This window comes from Paraburkholderia flava, assembly GCF_004359985.1.
Classification (GTDB): Bacteria; Pseudomonadota; Gammaproteobacteria; order Burkholderiales; family Burkholderiaceae; genus Paraburkholderia; species Paraburkholderia flava.
In genome coordinates this window covers 373,340-391,200 of record NZ_SMRO01000001.1, presented here as the reverse complement: position 1 = coordinate 391,200, position 17,861 = coordinate 373,340, and the positions used below count along the sequence as shown (strand labels likewise).

The 17,861-nt window shown below is 63.5% G+C and carries 13 protein-coding genes and 1 riboswitch; of the genes, 4 read left to right on the top strand and 9 right to left on the bottom strand.

From position 1 onward, the window contains the following. The first annotated feature begins 15 nt into the window (after positions 1-15). Entirely contained in the window at positions 16-1,185 is a 1,170-nt protein-coding gene (locus E1748_RS01670) for an MFS transporter (RefSeq protein ID WP_133645420.1), read from the top strand. Here E1748_RS01670 and E1748_RS01665 read toward each other — a convergent pair. From E1748_RS01665 to E1748_RS01635, 7 genes are all read right to left on the bottom strand, one after another. Beyond that, the gene (locus E1748_RS01665; protein ID WP_133645419.1) at positions 1,182-2,192 is read right to left on the bottom strand and encodes an AraC family transcriptional regulator; all 1,011 of its coding nucleotides are present in this window, start codon (positions 2,190-2,192) and stop codon (positions 1,182-1,184) included. The genes E1748_RS01670 and E1748_RS01665 overlap by 4 nt on opposite strands. A gap of 133 nt (positions 2,193-2,325) precedes the next feature. Then, on the bottom strand, positions 2,326-3,510 hold the full coding sequence (locus tag E1748_RS01660) for a porin (RefSeq protein WP_133645418.1): 1,185 nt from the start codon (positions 3,508-3,510) through the stop codon (positions 2,326-2,328). 465 nt (positions 3,511-3,975) lie between these two features. Beyond that, a complete protein-coding gene (locus E1748_RS01655; protein ID WP_133645417.1) occupies positions 3,976-4,593 on the bottom strand; it encodes a vWA domain-containing protein in 618 nt (205 codons plus the stop codon). A 47-nt stretch (positions 4,594-4,640) separates the two neighbouring features. Next, positions 4,641-5,681 carry a magnesium chelatase ATPase subunit I gene (locus tag E1748_RS01650; RefSeq protein ID WP_240766236.1) on the bottom strand — a complete coding sequence of 347 codons (1,041 nt, stop codon included), beginning with the start codon at positions 5,679-5,681 and terminating at the stop codon, positions 4,641-4,643. Next, entirely contained in the window at positions 5,678-9,475 is a 3,798-nt protein-coding gene (cobN, locus tag E1748_RS01645; protein ID WP_133645415.1) for a cobaltochelatase subunit CobN, read from the bottom strand. Before cobN ends, E1748_RS01650 begins: the two co-directional genes overlap by 4 nt. Before the next feature lie 6 nt (positions 9,476-9,481). Beyond that, positions 9,482-10,570: a cobalamin biosynthesis protein CobW gene (cobW, locus tag E1748_RS01640; protein ID WP_133645414.1), complete on the bottom strand. Its 1,089-nt coding sequence runs from the start codon at positions 10,568-10,570 to the stop codon at positions 9,482-9,484. 242 nt (positions 10,571-10,812) lie between these two features. Then, positions 10,813-11,080: riboswitch (cobalamin riboswitch) on the bottom strand. Between the two features lie 185 nt (positions 11,081-11,265). Next, on the bottom strand, positions 11,266-12,156 hold the full coding sequence (locus E1748_RS01635) for an SDR family oxidoreductase (protein ID WP_133645413.1): 891 nt from the start codon (positions 12,154-12,156) through the stop codon (positions 11,266-11,268). Between the two features lie 100 nt (positions 12,157-12,256). Here E1748_RS01635 and E1748_RS01630 point away from each other — a divergent pair, with 100 nt between their 5' ends. Then, the gene (locus E1748_RS01630; protein WP_133645412.1) at positions 12,257-13,108 is read left to right on the top strand and encodes a helix-turn-helix transcriptional regulator; all 852 of its coding nucleotides are present in this window, start codon (positions 12,257-12,259) and stop codon (positions 13,106-13,108) included. Positions 13,109-13,124: 16 nt separating this feature from the next. Here the strand turns inward: E1748_RS01630 and E1748_RS01625 are convergent, their stop codons facing one another. Together E1748_RS01625 and E1748_RS01620 are read right to left on the bottom strand one after the other, a co-directional pair. Continuing rightward, positions 13,125-14,738 carry an FAD-dependent oxidoreductase gene (locus E1748_RS01625; RefSeq protein WP_133645411.1) on the bottom strand — a complete coding sequence of 538 codons (1,614 nt, stop codon included), beginning with the start codon at positions 14,736-14,738 and terminating at the stop codon, positions 13,125-13,127. Next, on the bottom strand, positions 14,738-16,249 hold the full coding sequence (locus tag E1748_RS01620) for a polyamine aminopropyltransferase (protein WP_133645410.1): 1,512 nt from the start codon (positions 16,247-16,249) through the stop codon (positions 14,738-14,740). Before E1748_RS01620 ends, E1748_RS01625 begins: the two co-directional genes overlap by 1 nt. 124 nt (positions 16,250-16,373) lie before the next feature. On the opposite strand from E1748_RS01620, the gene E1748_RS01615 reads away from it, so the two are divergent. Both E1748_RS01615 and E1748_RS01610 read left to right on the top strand, forming a co-directional pair. Continuing rightward, the gene (locus tag E1748_RS01615) at positions 16,374-16,760 is read left to right on the top strand and encodes a DUF350 domain-containing protein (protein ID WP_133645409.1); all 387 of its coding nucleotides are present in this window, start codon (positions 16,374-16,376) and stop codon (positions 16,758-16,760) included. 42 nt (positions 16,761-16,802) lie between these two features. Further along, positions 16,803-17,855 (top strand): SPFH domain-containing protein, encoded by a 1,053-nt coding sequence (locus E1748_RS01610; protein WP_133645408.1) that lies wholly within the window; start codon positions 16,803-16,805, stop codon positions 17,853-17,855. The last annotated feature ends 6 nt before the right edge of the window (positions 17,856-17,861 follow it).

Sequence of the window (17,861 nt, the reverse complement as noted above, 5' to 3'; positions counted from 1 at the left end):
GGCGCACACTTCGATATGACGAACCCGTCCGCCCCCGCTGCTCCGTCGACGCTCCGGCCCGAGCTGGGCCGTCGTGCGGTGTCGCAGCTGTCGCTCGCGTACGCGATCGCGACGAACGGCATGATCCTCACACCGTTCATCGTCGCCGCCGTGATGCTGCGGTTCCATCTCGACGAAGGCATCGCGACGCAGATCGCAGGCGTGGAGATTCTCGGCATCGCGCTGAGTTGCGCGTTATTGCCGCGCTGGATCGCAAGCGCACCACGCATCTTCACGCTTGCGGGTCTCTTCGGTACGCTCGCGGGACAGGCCGCGAGCGTGCTGGTCCCGACAGTCGTCTCCATTGCCATCGCACGCGGCGTGTCGGGCATATTCGAAGGCATGCTCTTCGTCGTCGTTGCATCCGCGATCTCGCAACGCGAGTCGGCGGACCGCCTGTGGGGGCAAATCAATCTGATCGCGGGGATCATCAACGGCGGCCTGCTCGTCGTCATCGCCTATCTGCCAGAGGCATGGCTTGCACACGGGATTTTTCTGCTGCTCGTCGCGACCATTGTGTTGATGTCGCCGGTCATCTTCGGCATCGACGCGTACACACATCGAGCCGCCACCGTGCGCACACATCGGCCGATGTCCAAAAAGCTCGTGTCGAGCATCTGGGCCGTCACCGTGCTGATTTACGGCGTGCAGGCATCGCAATGGGCGGTAGCCGGAATTGTCGGCACGAGAGCAGGACTGTCGACGTCGACGATCGGTATTCTGTTGTCGCTGTCGTCGTTGCTCGGTTTTGCTGGTGCGATCATTCCTTCTCAACGCGCAAGCCAACCGCACCGGTTGAAAATCATCCTGCTTGCTCAAGTCGCGATGATCGGCTCGCTGATCGCTTTCTTCGGTTCGAACGGCGGCACATCGTATTTCGTGAGCCAGCTCGTATTGAACTGCGCGTTCTTCGTCATCATTCCGTTTCTGACTGGGCTCCTGTCCGAAATCGATCCGGACGGCTCACTGGTCGCGCGCACGGTCGTCGTGACGTTCATCGGCGGGGGCATCGGCACCGCGGTCGCAGGCGGTCTGCTCGACACGTATGGCGGCATCCGCTTCGCTACGCTGCTGTGTATCGGCATCGCTGCGGCCATGCCGTTCGTGTGGCTCGCGCTGAGCAGCGCGCGATCACACAGGAACTAAGCCGATTCGCGCGGGCCGCGTCCGGTCCATCGCCTGAACGCGCGGCGGAAGTTGTGCGAATCGCTGAACCCCACCTCATACGCGACCTCTTCGATCGACAGGCGCGGGTTGCCCAGCAACGCGAGCGAACGTGTGCGTCGAATGTTGTCGAGCATCGTCTGATACGACACGCCGCTGTCCGCGAGACGGCGGCGTAACGTGCGCTCGCTCATGCACAGTTGCGCGGCGACTTGCTGGAGCGTCAGCACCGTGCGCATATCGCGTCGCACGATCCGCTCGATCGACTCCAGCAATTCGACTTCGGGGTTCTCCTGAGCCTCCATCAAATGCAGGAATTCGAGCGCCTGCCGATGGCTGAGCGGATCGTAGGTCGCGATCGGCTTGCTGGCCCATACCGCGTCGCATGCAAACACATTGTCCCGTTGCCCAAAACGGATCGGACATTTGAACACGCGCGTGTATTCGCTCGCGTACTCAGGCTGCGGGTAGATCAGATCGATCGACGTCGGTTTGAACTGCTCGCCGACCAGCGCCTGACCGACTTTCATGAAACTACCGAACGCCTCCTCCACCAGAAACATCTGGATGTCGGGCTCGTAGAAGCGGTTGGTCGCGTGGATCGACATCGCCGTATCGCTGTGCACGAGATCGAAATTCATCATGCCGCCCGCGAGATGCTGCATCTTGATGCCGAGTGCGACGGCTTCGCCGAGCGTCGGGCTCGTGAGCATCGCGTAGCCCACCATGCCGATCGAAGCGATGGTTTCGCTCGTACCGATCTCGAGTCCAAGCGCCCGCGACGGCACCATTTCGATAGCACGCCGGATCATCGCACTGGCCTGGCGGAACGACAGCCGGCACTCGGGATTCGACAGATCGGCCGCGTCGAATCCGAGACCCATGCACAGACGCTTTGGGTCGATGCCTGACCCGGTGCTCATCTCGGCAATGCATCGCAACATGTAGACCTGCAGATTCGCGGCCGTATAGCGCTCCGTTCCGTCCATGTGTCTCCCCTCTCTCTGGACCGGATTGTAGAGCGACACCCGCAACCGCGGACACCGCTCGGCGAACCACTCTAAACAGGCACAGGAAGGGAGGCTGGTGAAGTATGGCGTGATCGAATGTGTAGAAAACCCGTCAGAAGTAGTGGCGCAGGCCGACCATGATGCCGGTCTGGGTCGTACTGACCGATGGCGCCTGACCGTTGATCCCCACCAGTTGCGCGCCGGTGAGACCACCGCGATAGATCGAGTAGTCGGCTTCCGCATACAGCATGCTGCGCTTCGACAGACTGTAGCCCGCGACGACCTGGTACTGATGGGCGTTACCGTTGAAGTCGTCCGTGTAGCCGGTCTGCTTTGTCCACCAGCCGTTGACCGCGACCGTGAACGCCGGCGTAAAACGGTACGTGAGGCCCGCGAGAATCATCTTGCGCTTACGGAAGCCGCCGGGAATCGTGGGATCGACGGTCTGTTCCGGCGAGATGATTCCAAGGCCCGCCAGGTCGGGCGCGCTAAACGGACCGTTCGCGAATTGAGTAAAGTCGTTGTCGCGGCTGTTTTCGAAGTAGCCTGCGTTGACACTGAAGTTGCCGATGTTGACCGAGCCGCCGCCGGTGTAAATGTCGAACTTCGCATTCGTCACGTCGTCGCGGGTACGCAGGAACGACGCGCTGGCCTTGACCAGTCCCTTGTCCGGCGCGTACGCAACCGACGCGCCCAACTGACTGCCCGCACCGCCGCCACCGGCGTGACCGCCGGGCGCGTACTGCGCGAGAAAATACATACCGCCGATCTGCGCGCCGTACTGAATCATGTTGCTGGTACGCGAACCCGCAATCAACGTCTGCTCCGGCTTGAATTGATTGGTGTAGGGATCCTGATCGCCGGTCCACAGATTCGAGCCGTATGCGAGCGACACGCCTTCGAACGCCACGTTGTACTGCCGCCCAAACGACAGCTCGCCTAACGTGGACGACTGCAGCGCCACATACGATATCTGGAAGAAGTTCGGCGAGCCCTGTGGGGTAATGCTGCCGTCGCCCGGTGAGAAATGGCTTTCCAGCTGAAACAACGCCTGCAGGCCGCCGCCGAGGTCTTCCTGACCTTTTACGCCCCAGTAGCTTTCCGTGAGTCCGCCTCCGGTCGTCATCGCGAGCTTGCGGCCCACCGCTGTGGGCGTTCCATCCGGGCCGTAGTTCACTCCGTGGGTTTCGTAGCGAATGCCCGCGTCGATCACACCATAGAGTGTGACGCTGGTTTGTGCCCATCCCGAACTGCACAACGTGGAGAGTGCTGCACAAAGCGCTATGTTCTTCTTCATTTTGCGGTCGCCTGTCGAGTAGTAATGGGCGGATCGTGGGCTGCCAGGGCACCCACCGGCTGTCGCGTGACGTCGGCTAGAAGATCACTTCACGTCTCCTCCTCCGGTTCGTTTTTGTTCAGGCGTGCCTGCGCGAGCGAGTCGGCGCAGCGCGATGCCGCAGTGTTGCTGCAAAATGTAGAGGGACAAATTCATGTATGCCGGAGCCGATCCGGCCATTTACATGGTTCATTTCGGCCAGGTTGACGTGCGATTTCATCGCAGCCCGCCTCTGTTCGATGCCCGCGCCCTTCCGAAACAAAAAAGCCCACCCCGAGAAAACACAGGGCAGGCTGAGGCTTTAAACGGTATGCCCGTTGCGGGCATGTCGCAGATAATCGATGGAGTATCGGGAAGGCGTTTTTTGCATCGCGCAGCCGTTGGCGAGATGCGTTGTGCTTAGGCTTCCTTCTTTGAGGCCATTGCTCAAGCCCCGATCAAGTCGTCCGGCACGCAATACTCGGCACTCCACTCCCGAGCCAGCAGCGCACACCGCCCAAGCCGCACCGCCGCCCGTTCGAAATCGACGAACACGACGCGATCCGCTCCCGCAGGCCGCTGCGGCCGGTCGCGGCTGCGTCCATCCGACAGCACCCACAGCCAGCGTTGCTGCGCAGGTCTGCGCCGTGCGGCACGTTCGAGCAAGGTCGCCGCACGCTGCACACCCAACGCGAGCGGTGTACCGCCCGCACCGCCGACCGGGCGCAACCAGCGCTCGTTCCACCACCGAGGCGTAGCCGGCCCAAAGCGGACATCCGCTCCCATTCCGCCGAAGCATACGAGCGCGGCCTCACCTCGTTCGCGTGCGACACGATCGAACAGCGCAACGAGCAAGCCCTTCGCGAGCGCAAGCTGTTCGCCGGCCAGCATCGATGCCGAGCAGTCGAGTGCGAAGCAATGCAGTTCGCCGCCTTGCGATGCGGCCGAGACGAAGCGCAGATGTTCGGCGCGCAGCGGCGTGTGCCGTTTTGCGATGAGCGTCGCGGGCCATGCGATGCGCGTTCCCGGCGCGCCATCGCGTGTCGCTGTGCGTGCGCGTTGCAGCCATCGGAAGCCGCTGGGTCCGTCAGCGGCAGCGCCGTTCCGATGGCTCAGGTTTTTTTTACGGCGAGCGGGACGACGCTTTTGACGTGCGCGAGGCCTGTGGGCTCGGCTGGCAGGTAGCCCCAGTCGCTGTCGTTTTGCGACTGCATGTTGTTCTGACCTGAAGACGACGGTGCGTGGCTCTGGCCGTCGTCGCGAGACGAACGCTCCGAAGCGGACTGCATGTGTTCATCGTGCGCATGACGTCGATGCAGCAGCACCGCATCCGCGACACGCTCGACGTGCGCAAGCGTCACCGCTTCCGCTGCTTCGAGCGCCGCGAGCGCACGTGCTGCACGCAGCATCACGAGGTCTGCGCGCAAACCATCAACCGCTGCTTCGATACAGCACGCGCTGACCTGCTCGTGCACTGCATCGTCGAACACGAGCGTGGGCAACACATCGCGTGCCGCACGAATGCGCTGCGCGAGTGCAGCCTGCTGCGCCGCGTGGTCACGACGAAATGCGTCGGGGTTCGCATCGAACGCGAGCCGCGCCTTGACGATCCGCTGCCGCTGCGTCGCGTCGAAACAGTTTTCGAGCGCCACCATCAGACCGAAACGGTCGAGCAGTTGCGGCCTTAATTCGCCCTCTTCCGGATTCATCGTGCCGACCAGCACGAAACGCGCATCGTGACTGTGCGACACGCCATCGCGCTCGACCGTGTTCGTGCCGCTCGCGGCTGCATCGAGCAGCGCGTCGACGAGCGTGTCGGGCAAGAGATTAATTTCATCGACATACAGCACGCCGCGATGCGCAAGCGCGAGCAGCCCCGGTGAAAACTTCACCGCGCCGTCGCGCAGCACGCTCTCGAGATCGAGCGTACCGATCAGGCGTTCCTCGCTTGCGCCGAGCGGCAGCGTGACGAATCGGCCTTCTGGCAACAGCTCGGCGAGCGCGCGTGCAGCGGTCGTTTTCGCGGTGCCGCGCGGTCCGCTGATCAACACACCACCGATGCCCGGATCGACTGCCGCAATCAGCAACGCCTGTTGCAACGCTTCCTGACCGATCAACGCACTGAATGGAAAAGCCGGAAAAGACGCATTCATGACCGTGTTCCTTCGATATGCTGTTCGCTCGCGAGCAGATGCGTTTCGATCTGTTCGCGATAGTCGCCCGGCGTTTGCCATAGACCGCGCTGCATCGCTTCGAGCAGCCGCTCGCAGATCGCGTGCAGCGCATGCGGGTTGTGCTGCTGCATGAATTCGCGGGTGCCGGCATCGTTCACGTAAGCATCGGCGACGAGCGCGTACTGATGGTCCGCGACGACCCGCGCGGTCGCGTCGTAGCCGTACAGATAGTCGACGGTTGCGGCGATTTCCGCCGCACCTTTGTAGCCGTGCCGCTTCACGCCGTCGAGCCACTTCGGATTCACGACACGCGAACGGATCACGCGCGCGATCTCCTCGTGCAGCGTGCGGATGCGCGGCGCGGCGGGGTTGCTGTGATCCGCGTGATAGACATGGGGCTGCGTGCCCGACAGATGCCGGACCGCTGCGGTCATGCCGCCCTGGAACTGGTAGTAGTCGTTCGAATCGAGCACGTCGTGTTCGCGGTTGTCCTGGTTCTGCAATACGACGTCGAGCGCCGCGAGGCGTGTGCCGAATGCATCGCGTGCTTCGTCGCCGGCGCTTTTCTGCGCATACGCGTAACTGCCCCACGCGTGATAGGCGCCAGCGAGGTCGGCATCGGTTTGCCATTGACGCGAATCGATCATCTGCTGCAACCCTGCTCCATACGAACCGGGTCGCGAACTGAACACGCGCCAGCCTGCACGCCGACGCGCTTCGTCGGGTGCGATGCCGCGCTCGATCATTGCATCGCGATCCGCCTGCACGCGCGCGCGGATCGGATTCAGTTCGGGCGGCTCGTCGAGTTCGGCGACTGCCTGCACGGCTGCGTCGAACAGATGCATCACGTTCGCGAACGCATCGCGGAAAAAGCCCGACACGCGCAGCGTCACGTCGATGCGTGGCCGGTCGAAGGCCTCGATCGGCATGATCTCGAAGTCGGTCACGCGATGACTGCCCGGTGCCCATTTCGGCCGCACGCCGATCAACGCAAGCGCTTGTGCGATATCGTCGCCGCCGGTGCGCATCGTTGCGGTGCCCCATACGGACAGGCCGATCGCGCGCGGGTAGTCACCATGCTCCTGCAGATGTCGTTCGATCAACTGCTGCGCGGACTTCAGGCCGAGCGCCCACGCGGCCTGCGTCGGCACCGCGCGCGTATCGACCGAATAGAAATTGCGACCGGTCGGTAGTACGTCCGGTCGGCCACGCGACGGCGAACCGCTCGGACCCGGCGGCACGAAACGTCCTTCGAGTCCGCGTCGCAACTGACGCATTTCTTCGCGGCCGCATGCGTCGAGTGCGGGCAGCACCTGGTCGCGCAGTCGCGCGAGTACGCGTTCCGCGTGCGACAAAGCGATGCCTTCAGCCGGTGCGGGCATTCCCTCCACGCACAGCGGTTCGACGAGCTTCGCCGCGAGCATTTCCAGACGTTCGCGCGCATCGCCGACATGACGCCACGGTGCGGTATCGACTGCCTCAAGCAATGCAGGACGCGGTCCTTCCCACAGCGCGGACCAGTCCACCGTCAGCGGATCGAACAGATGATCGATCCCGAGATCCTTCGCGATTGCATCGATCAGCCCTGCATTCGCGCCCTGCCCATCGCCGACTGGAAAACGTCCCAGCGCGAGCAGCGTGTCGCGGCGCTGCACGCCCTCCGGCGAATGGCCGAACGTATGCAGCCCATCGCGGATCTGCGCTTCCTTCAACTCGCACAGCCATGCATCGACACGCGTCAACACCGCGTCTTCCGCGTCCTGACCGACCGGCTCCGCGAGACTCAGTTCTTCGTGCAACCGATGCTCGACAATCGTCGCGAGAATCGTTTTGCGCAGCAGCTTCGCGCGGCGCGAGTCGACCATCAACGCGTCGTAGTATTCGTCGACCTGTCGTTCGAGATCCTGCAACGGACCATAGTTTTCTGCGCGCGTGAGCGGCGGCATCAGATGATCGATGATCACCGCCTGCGCGCGCCGCTTCGCCTGACTGCCCTCGCCCGGATCGTTGACGATGAACGGGTATAGATGCGGCAGCGGTCCGAGCACGAGATCGGGCCAGCATGCGTCGCTCAACGCAACGCTCTTGCCCGGCAGCCATTCCAGATTGCCGTGCTTGCCGACGTGCACAACCGCGTCGATGCCGAAACGCTCGCGCAGCCACACATAGAACGCGAGGTACGCATGCGGCGGTACGAGATCGGCGTCGTGGTAGCTCGCGTAGTTGTTGTCGTCGCGCGAACGCGATGGCTGGATGCCGACGAACACGTTGCCGCAGCGCCAGCCCGCGATCATGAAGCGGCTGCGTCGCAGCGTCGGGTCTTGCTCGGGCGGCCCCCAACGTGCATTCAGCGCGCTACGCGCCGGCTCGGGCAGGCGCGTGAAATATTCAAGGTAGTCTGAGAGCGCGAGACTTTGCAGCGCGGGCCGCAGATCGCGCACGGCGGGATCGTTGGTCACGCCCTGCACGAGCCGCTGCATCAGTTCGGCACCGTCGGCGGGCACGTCGTCGATGCGATAGCCCTCGGCGCGCAGCATCGCGAGGATGCCCACGACGGACGCCGGCGTGTCCAGCCCGACACCGTTGCCGATGCGTCCTTCGCTTTGCGGATAGTTCGCGAGGATCAGCGCGAGCCGTTTGTCCGCGTTCGGCAACTGACGCAGCCGGCACCAGCGACGGCTCAGTTCCGCGACGAACGCGACGCGCTCCAGATCCGGCTGATAGCGGACCACGTCGACTTCGGTATGCGGACAGCGGTACGCGAGCCCCTTGAAACTGATCGCACGCGTGATGATGCGGCCGTCTACTTCGGGCAACGCGACATGCATCGCGATGTCGCGCGAATGCAGGCCCTGGTTGTCCTTCACCCAGTCTTCGCGATTGCCGCCGCTCAGGATCACCTGCAGCACCGGCGCGTCGCCGGCCAGCGCGAGCGGTTCGGGATCGTCGATTGCGCTCGCGGCGAATGCGGTCGTGTTCAGCACCAGCGATACGTTGTGCTGCTCGCACAGCCGCTGCACGACGTCGCGGCTGACCGCGTCTTTCAGCGACGTGATTGCGATCGGCAGCGGATTCATTCCGCGTGCTTCGAGCGCATCGATCAGCGCGTCGAATACTGCCGTGTTCGCGGCCTGCAGATGCGCGCGGTAGAACAGGATCGCCGTGACGGGCGCGTTCGCACGCCAGCGGGTTTGCCAGTCGTCGAGTGTGGGCGTGTCGCGTTGCGGGTGATACAGCGCGGCGGCAGGCAACGGCTGCGGCGGCGCCGGCTCGCGGCCCCAACCGAACACCTGCCACGCGATCCTACGCATGAACGACTCGGCGTTGCCCGGACCACCTTCGCGCAGATAGCGCCACAGGTGCTCGCATAACGCCGCGTCGGCGGTGCTTTTCGCGAGCAGGTTCGGGTCTTCCTGCAGATCGCCGGAAAACATCGCGAGCACCTGGTTGCGACGCGCCGCGAGCGCGACGACCTGCTCGATTCCGTACGGCCAGTACGCTTCGCCGCCGAGATGATCGACGACGACCACGCGCGCATGCTGCAGCACGTCGTCGAGATAGAAATCGACCGACGCCGGTTGCCGCAGCCACGTGACGTTCGCGAGCCGCACGCTCGGGAAACCGGGTTCGAGTCGCGTGACGACGCTCGCGAGCAGCGATAACGTCGTGTCGGCGGAACTGAGCACCACGATGTCCGCGGGCTTCTGGTCGATCCGGACGACGCCTGCTGTATCGTCGACGAAACCGCCCGGCGTGGTGCGCAGCAGATGCATCGCGGGTCAGGCCTCGTGCGCGTGCGTGCGGGCAAGCGCGTCGTCGAACGCGCGTTGCAACGTCGGCTGGTCGAGGTCTTCGCCGATCAGCACGAAACGGCTCTTTGCGTTCGCGTTTTCTTCCGGCTTCCAGCGGCGATCGAAGTAGCTGTCGAAGCGACGCCCGACACCCTGCACAACGAGCCGCATCGGCGCACCCGGCAGCGCGGCGAAACCCTTCACGCGATAGATCGTGTGTGTTTCGACGAGCCGTTGCAGCGCGGCGATCGCCGCTTCGCGCGACGACACCGTGCATTCGACGACGACCGAATCGAATTCGTCGTGGTGATGATCGGCGTCTTCAGCCGACCCGTGATGATCGTGCCGCAGATGAATCGTCGTCTCCGACGCGGCTTCGAGACCCAGCAGCGCATGCAGATCCAGCCGACCGTTCTGCGCACGCACCACTTTCACCTGCGGCGGAATTTCTTCGCGCACGAGCGCTTCGACGGCAGCGAGTTGCGCGTCGTCGAGCAGATCGGTCTTGTTGAGAATCACCAGATCGGCCGACGACAACTGGTCTTCGAACAGTTCATGCAGCGGCGATTCGTGATCGAGGTTCGGGTCGTCGCGACGCTGTGCATCAACGGCGACCGGATTGTCGGCGAACTGGCCGCTCGCCGCGGCGGGACCGTCGACCACGGTGACGACTGCGTCGACGGTGAAGCTGTTCTTGATCGCGGGCCAGTTGAACGCCTGCACGAGCGGCTTCGGCAGTGCGAGGCCCGACGTTTCGATCAGCACGTGATCGATCTGGTCGCGTCGCTCGACGAGCCGCTCCATCACCGGGAAAAATTCTTCCTGCACGGTGCAGCACAGGCAACCGTTCGCGAGTTCGTAGAGCTGGCCTTCCGTTTCGCGGCCCTCTTCGTCGCAGCCGATGCCGCAGCCTTTCAGGATCTCGCCGTCGATGCCGAGTTCGCCGAACTCGTTGACGATCACTGCGATGCGCAGACCGTCCGCGTGCTGAAGAATGTGCCGCAACAGCGTCGTCTTGCCGCTACCGAGAAAGCCCGTGACGATCGTGACGGGGATCTTGCGCATCTGTGTCTGCATTGCTGCTCCGTTCGTGCATGTGAGGGCGCCGGCAACGTGTATGCATCGCATGATTTCACGGCGTAACGATCGCGCGTGTCGCATGTGCCATGCAGCACCCGTCGCGAACAGACAGCGACGCGACGATGCGATGCGTTGAACACAGCGGACGGGGACGATACGGCGCGACTATGGCTCGCGAAAGCACACTAATGCGTGTAAAAAGCGCGTTGCAGGCGTGGCAAGCACCGCATCCCCGCGGCGCGAACCCATCATGTCTGGCCGGTATCCGGGCTGACGAAAACGCCGCTTCACCTTCCCGCGCGAACGCATTCCGTTCGCACAGTGGTCGACTGCAGGCGCGCGATGCGCTTGCAGCGAAGCCGGCTTTGCATCGCTTGCGCGATGCCTTCGCTTACCGTTGCGGGGGCAGCACAGGTTGGCCTCGCCGTGTCGGCAAAGCCCCCTGTTTCCCGTTTAACTGCGTGCGCGGGAGGCGCGCACGCGAGCACCAGAGTGCGTGCGAGTGTAGGCGTGCGGCATGATGGCGTCAAGGAAGGTGGGGCATGCGGAGCGTGATCGCAGCGCGCTCGCATCTGTTGTCTATCGCGACGTCGCGCAGTAAATGGTGGGGACGTCATCGTCGTCACATCGGACGCAGTATGGAGTCGTCCCGGTCGCTGCATCCATCGCATCGGATGCAGCGACCGCTAACGCTAACCGGCGTAGCGCGCCTCATCGAGATCGGCAATCAACGTCGGCCCGGTCGGATGCCAGCCCAGTCGCTCCTGCGTCCACGCACTCGAAGCCAGCATGTCCAGACTGACGAACATCCCCATCCACCCGAAATGCTCGGCCGCCTGCTCCGGCGCGATCGAAACCACCGGCAATTTCAGCCCCCGGCCCAGCGACTCGCTGATCTCGCGACTGCTGATGCCTTCCTCGCCGACCGCATGAAAACGCGCGCCCCGCTCGCCTGCTTCCACTGCGAGCCGGTACAGGCGCGCAGCGTCGGAAAGATGCCCTGCGGGCCAGCGGTTCTGTCCGTCGCCGACGTAGGCCACGACGCCCTTTGCACGCGCGATATCGATCAGCGGCGAGATGAGCCCTTGCCTGAATGGATTGTGAACCTGCGGCAGCCGCACCACCGACACGTTGATGCCCGTGTCCAGCAGCTCACGTCCGGCCAGTTCGGACGCGATGCGCGGATTCGGATGGCTCGTATTGAACACGTCCTCGCGCGCCGGTTCGCCGTGCTGGCCGCTGCCCATTCCGGTGCCCGACGTGATGACGAGCGGTCGATCGGAACCCGTGAGCACGGAACCGAGCGCGCCGATCACGCGCCGGTCCTTCTCGCAGTTCTCGACGAATCTCGTGAAGTCGTGATCGAAGGCCGCATGGATAACCGCGTCGGCTTTCGCGGCGCCGCTGCGCACGCTGTCCAGGTCTTCGAGCGTGCCGCGATGCACTTCGGCGCCGGCATCGGCGAGCGCCTGCGCGCCCGCGTCGGACCGCGTCATACCGACGACCTGATGGCCGGCAGCGATGAGTTCAGGAACAAGGGCCGAGCCGATGAAGCCGGTCGCGCCCGTCAGAAAAATACGCATGGTGAAGTCTCTCCGTGATCGTCACGGGCTCACTATCCGTTGATTTGTTATCCAGTTAAAGTAGTGAGTTCATCATGGTAAAGCGACTAACAGGGTCATCATGCCGGTAGATAGCGTCCGATCGCTTGGCGATTTTCTGAGAAGCCGCCGCACGCGGCTCGATCCCGCGAGCTTTGGATTTTCCGGTCGCAGACGCACGCCCGGATTGCGCCGCGAAGAGGTCGCGCAGCGTGCGAACATCAGCCCGACCTGGTACACGTGGCTCGAACAGGGACGCGGCGGTGCGCCGTCGGCGGAAGTGCTGGACCGGATCTGCGGCGCGTTGATGCTGACCGATGCGGAGCGCGAGCATCTGTTCATGCTGGGGCTCGGGCGCCCTCCCGAGGTTCGCTCGCGACCGGCTGACAGCGTCAGTCCTCGTCTGCAACGGCTGCTCGACTCGCTCGGTGCAAGTGCCGCGATCATCAAGACCGCGACCTGGGACGTCGTCGCGTGGAATCGCGCGGCGGCTGTCGTGCTGACCGACTACGGCGCGCTGCCGCCGGGTCAGCGCAACATCCTCCGCTTCCTGTTTCTCGACCCGGCGATTCGCGCGAAGCAGCACGACTGGGACAACATCGCGCGTTTCGTGGTGGGCTCGTTCAGAGCGGATGTCGCGCGCGCGGGGCTGATGTCGGAAGCGGGAGAACTGGTCAACGAACTCTCCGCGGCCAGTCCGGAGTTCGACGCGTTATGGCGCAACAACGACATACCGAACCATCGCGACGGAGACGGTGTCAAGCGTCTGCAGCATCCGAAGCTGGGGGCGATCGAGCTGGAGTACTCGGCGTTTTCTGTCGACGGGCGGCCGGATCTTGGGATGATCGTTTACAACCCGGTCGATGAGGAGGTCGCGCGGCAGATTCGGGCGTTGTGTGTGGGCGATGCGGTGGAGGTTGATGCTAGTGCGTGATGACGCGGGCCGCTAACTACACCACCCCGTCCGCTGCCCGCATCCCCCAGTACGACGCTTCCTCAAACAGCGAAATCCCCGACAGGTCCGCGTGCGCAAAACGCACCGGCCCATCGACGTCGCGCAGCGCGAGCGTGCCCTTGTGCGACAGGAAACCAGGGGCCGGCGTGGCCATCGCGTGTCCGCGCACGGTGATCTCGAGTGCTGACGCGTGGCGCCACAAGTCCAGACCGTAGACTTCCCGCAGATCGATCGCCGCCTGCTCGCGCAGATCGCTTGCGGCTGCCTGCGCGAGCCAGCGGCGCGTGTCCTCGGGCGATTTCGTGTCGAGCGCCTGGTACGCCGAAAACACCGACCGCTGCGGCGGACTCATCCGGATCAACTGATGGGTCGACACCACGTAGCCCAGTCCCGGACCTCGATAGACGACGTTATCCCACGCGAGCGGCACACCGTCGTGTTCACGCGGCATGCCGTCCATCAGAAAGTTCGATACCAGCCACGGTGCGCGCGGTTGCAGATCGCGTGCGGCATCGAATCCGTAGTCGGTGATGCGCGGCATCACGTGCGCGGCGACGAAGAGCGGCATCGCGCAGACCACACGTCGTGCGCGCAGAGTGAAGGTTTTCAGGTTCGCGCCATCGTATTGCGCGCAGGTCACGTCGACGCCGTTGCCCCGCTCCTCGATGCGCGTCGCGAAGCCGTCGAGCGCCCACTGCGCATGTCCAACGCGTGCGCCGATCGAATCGCCGAGCTTCGTCACCATCGAATGCAATCCGTCCGGCCAGGTCAGCACGGCGCCATCGGCTGCATTGCGCGCGTGTCCGCCACGCGCGGCGAAATAATGCAGCCCGGCCCAAGCGGACACGCGATCGAAACCCGCGCCGTAGTCGTCGCGACAGCAGTAGTTCAGATACCAGAGCAATGACGGCGCCGTGTAACCGTGATCGCCGAGCCAGCGCTGGAAGCTGATTGCGTCGAGTGCCCGCCACTGCGGATCGATCGAACTCTCCGCGAGCGGGATGCAGAACACCTTGCGGCCGTCGTTGCCGTGCGCTTGACGCAACGCGTCGGTATAGGCGAAGAAGCGGGCCTGCTGCTCGACTTCGGCATGTGCGATGCCGGCGGACGGAACGAGGCCGTCTTGCCACCGGCCGTTGACGAACAGCCGTTCGTCGGGCGCGTGCATCAGGATGCGCTCGTCGAACGTCGGACGATCGGAAAACGCACCGCTCTCGATCACGCCGAGGTCGGCCAGCATGTCGCGAAGATGCGTCGACTCCATCGACGGCAGCGGCAGATAATGCGCGCCCTTCGGATACCCGAGATCGCCGAACGTACCGCCCGCCGCGTTGCCGCCATACTCCGGCCCGGACAGCACGACGAAATCGCGATGCCCTGCCCGCGCGAGCTGCCAGGCGCACGATAAACCCGCAGCGCCCGCGCCGACGATCGCGACGTCGACCGTGCGCGTGGCCGTTGGCGGCGGCAGTGTCGCGTGATCGCGCAGCGCGTGTCCTTCGCGCATCCCCGGATAGTTGACGGTCGGCGTCGTCTCGATCCAGCCGCTGCGGCCGCACGCGGCCAGCGATACCGAAGCAGAAGCCAGCAGAAAGGTCCGGCGATCCATCAGCGCAACACGTGCTTCCAGTCGTCGTCGAAATAACGGACGAGCGGCTGGTCGTTGAGATGGTTCGGCGGCATCGACAACGCGGGCATGTCCGCCGGAAAGTGGAACATGTCGGCGGCAGTCTGCGGATCGAGCCAGCGGGTCGGCACCGAGTAATGCGTCGGTACCGTGAAATCCGCACGCTTGCCGGCGATCAGGAAACCCCAGTCGCCGAACGACGGCACGTAGCAGTGATACGGCCACGTATTGAGCCCGGCTTCGCGCAGCGTCGCGGCGATCGTCCAGAACGCGTGCGGCGCGAAGTATGGCGACGTCGACTGGATCACGACATAGCCCTGTTCCGCCAGATGCCGCGCAAGCAGCCGGAAGACCGGGACCGAATACAGACGCCCGAGCCCGAAGTTGGTCGGATCGGGGAAATCGACGACGATCGCGTCGAACACCTGCGCATTCGATTCGAGCCAGCGCACCGCGTCGTCGTTGATTACGGTGACATGCGGGTCTTTTAGCGAACCCTGGTTCAGTTTGACGAGCGGCGCGGAGGTCGAGAACAGCTTCGTCATCGCCGGATCGAGATCGACCAGCGTGATGTGCTCGATGTTCTTGTGCTTGAGAATTTCGCGCACCGCGAGACCATCGCCGCCGCCGAGCACCAGCACGTTGCGCGCCCATGGCAGCGCTTCGAAAGTCGGATGGATGAGCGCCTCGTGGTAGCGATGCTCGTCGCGCGACGAGAATTGCAGGTTGCCGTTCAGATAGAGCCGCATATCGTCGTGCCACTGTGTGATGACGATGCGCTGATAAGGCGTGGTCTCGGCGTGAACGATCTCGTCGCCGAAGATGCCGTGCTCGGCCCAGTGCGTCAGTTGCTCCGACGTGACGAAGCCCGACGCGAGCAGACCGATCACCAGCGTCGCGCGCAGCACCTTCTGCGGGACCGCGCTCAGTTGCGCGCGGAACACCCAGGTCGTGCCGAGCGCGACGAGCGCATTCAGAATACCGAACAGAAAACCGGTGCGCAGCAATCCGAGACGCGGCGCCAGCACGAGCGGAAAGATCAGCGACACCGCAAGCGAGCCGAGATAGTCGAACGTCAGCACGTTGCTGACGGTGTCGCGAAACGCCTCGTGACGCTGCTGGAACGCGCGCATCACGAGCGGGATTTCCATCCCGACCAGAATGCCGAGCGCGAGCACGAACGCGTAGAGCGCCGCGCGGAACGGCGCCGACACCCACGCGAACACCGCAAACAGCACGGCCGCCGAAATACCACCCAGCAATCCGACCAGCAGCTCGATATCGACAAAACGATCGAGCACATCTTCGTCTTCAATGTATCGGGACAGCCACGAGCCGATCCCCATCGCGAACAGATAACAACCGATCACCGACGAGAACTGCAGGATCGAATCGCCGAGCAGATAACTCGACAGTGCACCGCTAATCAGTTCGTAACCCAGCCCGCAGGATGCGACGACCAGAGTGGATAGAACCAGCGCGCGTTTATGCACCGAATCTCCGATGGGCGAAAACCATCGCACTGGATATACTGTGCGCAAATCGCGGCAGCCCGGCGATTATTGCGGTGGATTCGCGAAGGGATGTCAATTTTAATAAGGCGGACGAGAGGCGCATATGGACCAGGCTTTTTCTTACGCAATCCATCTGATTTCGGCTTTTATTCTGCTCGCGGGATTCGCCGGAGTTTACCTCAAGGTCACGCCTTTCGACGAACTGGCATTGATCCGCGCGGGCAATACCGCTGCGGTGTTATCGCTGGGCGGTGCGCTGCTCGGCTTCAGTCTCACGCTGGCCTCCAGCATCGTTCACTACTCCACCTTACCCATCGTCGTTGCATGGGCCGTGGGCGCGCTGATCGTGCAGCTGGTCGCGCACGCGGTATTAACTCGTATCCTCCCCGGTATGGACCACTCGATCGAAGAAAACAATGTCGCAATGGGTGGATTGATGGGCGCAGTATCGCTGACGGTCGGCGTGCTGAATGCCGCGTGTCTGAGCTGAATCGATTGGACAGGTAGGCGGCTATTTAAAAGGTGAATCGCGATGAGTCTCGGATCGTTTTTACGCAAACAGTTCGTCGATATTCTGCAGTGGACGGAAGATACGGAAGGCGTACTCGCCTGGCGTTATCCGATGCTCGACGCCGAAATCCGTTACGGCGCGCAGCTCACCGTGCGCGAATCGCAGATGGCGGTTTTCGTGAATGAAGGCAAAGTCGCGGACGTATTCGGCCCCGGACTTTATCAACTGACCACCCGCACGCTCCCGGTACTCACCTACCTGAAAAACTGGGACAAACTTTTCGAATCGCCTTTCAAGTCGGACGTGTACTTTTTCAGCACGCGGCTGCAGCTTGGCCGGCGCTGGGGCACGCCGCAGCCGGTCACGATTCGCGACAAGGACTTCGGCATGGTCCGCATGCGCGCGTTCGGGATTTACTCGTACCGGCTGGCCGATGCGGGCAAGTTCTATCGCGAGATCAGCGGCACGCGCGACGTCTTCACCGTCGACGATCTCGAAGCGCAGTTGCGCGATCTGGTCGTCGCGTCGATGAGCGCGGCATTCGGCAATTCGGATGTGCCGTTCGTCGACATGGCGGCGAACCAGATGAAGCTGTCTGAAAGCATGGTGGCTGAACTCACGCCGACGTTCGATCGCTACGGCGTCGCACTCGACCGCTTCGCCGTCGAGAACGTGTCGCTGCCCGAAGAACTGCAACGCACGCTTGATACGCGGATCTCGATGGGCATGGTTGGCGATCTGAACAACTACACGAAGTACCAGACCGCGCAGGCCATTCCGCTCGCCGCACAGAACGAAGGCGGGATTGCCGGTGTCGGTGCGGGCCTGGCGGCAGGTGCGGCCCTTGGGCAGACGATGGCACAAAGCCTGAATCCTTCTCCGGCTGCCACGCCTGCGCCGACACAGTCGCAAGCACCGGCAAGCACGCCGGCCGAAGCCGCCCCAGTCGAGCGCGACCCGGTCGATTTCGCGCAGCGCCTCACGCAGCTGAAGGCGCTGCTGGATCAGCACCTGATCGAGCCGCACGAATACGACGCGGCAAAAGCAGAAATCCTGAAGAAGCTGACGGGCTGATTACTT

What these genes read in the sequence shown, in the direction of transcription:
- E1748_RS01660 (WP_133645418.1), bottom strand. Translation starts at nt 3,510, where the DNA reads ATGAAGAAGAACATAGCGCTTTGTGCAGCACTCTCCACGTTGTGCAGT.
- cobN (WP_133645415.1), bottom strand. Translation starts at nt 9,475, where the DNA reads ATGCATCTGCTGCGCACCACGCCGGGCGGTTTCGTCGACGATACAGCA.
- cobW (WP_133645414.1), bottom strand. Translation starts at nt 10,570, where the DNA reads ATGCAGACACAGATGCGCAAGATCCCCGTCACGATCGTCACGGGCTTT.
- E1748_RS01650 (WP_240766236.1), bottom strand. Translation starts at nt 5,681, where the DNA reads ATGAATGCGTCTTTTCCGGCTTTTCCATTCAGTGCGTTGATCGGTCAG.
- E1748_RS01665 (WP_133645419.1), bottom strand. Translation starts at nt 2,192, where the DNA reads ATGGACGGAACGGAGCGCTATACGGCCGCGAATCTGCAGGTCTACATG.
- E1748_RS01635 (WP_133645413.1), bottom strand. Translation starts at nt 12,156, where the DNA reads ATGCGTATTTTTCTGACGGGCGCGACCGGCTTCATCGGCTCGGCCCTT.
- E1748_RS01615 (WP_133645409.1), top strand. Translation starts at nt 16,374, where the DNA reads ATGGACCAGGCTTTTTCTTACGCAATCCATCTGATTTCGGCTTTTATT.
- E1748_RS01670 (WP_133645420.1), top strand. Translation starts at nt 16, where the DNA reads ATGACGAACCCGTCCGCCCCCGCTGCTCCGTCGACGCTCCGGCCCGAG.
- E1748_RS01625 (WP_133645411.1), bottom strand. Translation starts at nt 14,738, where the DNA reads ATGGATCGCCGGACCTTTCTGCTGGCTTCTGCTTCGGTATCGCTGGCC.
- E1748_RS01610 (WP_133645408.1), top strand. Translation starts at nt 16,803, where the DNA reads ATGAGTCTCGGATCGTTTTTACGCAAACAGTTCGTCGATATTCTGCAG.
- E1748_RS01630 (WP_133645412.1), top strand. Translation starts at nt 12,257, where the DNA reads ATGCCGGTAGATAGCGTCCGATCGCTTGGCGATTTTCTGAGAAGCCGC.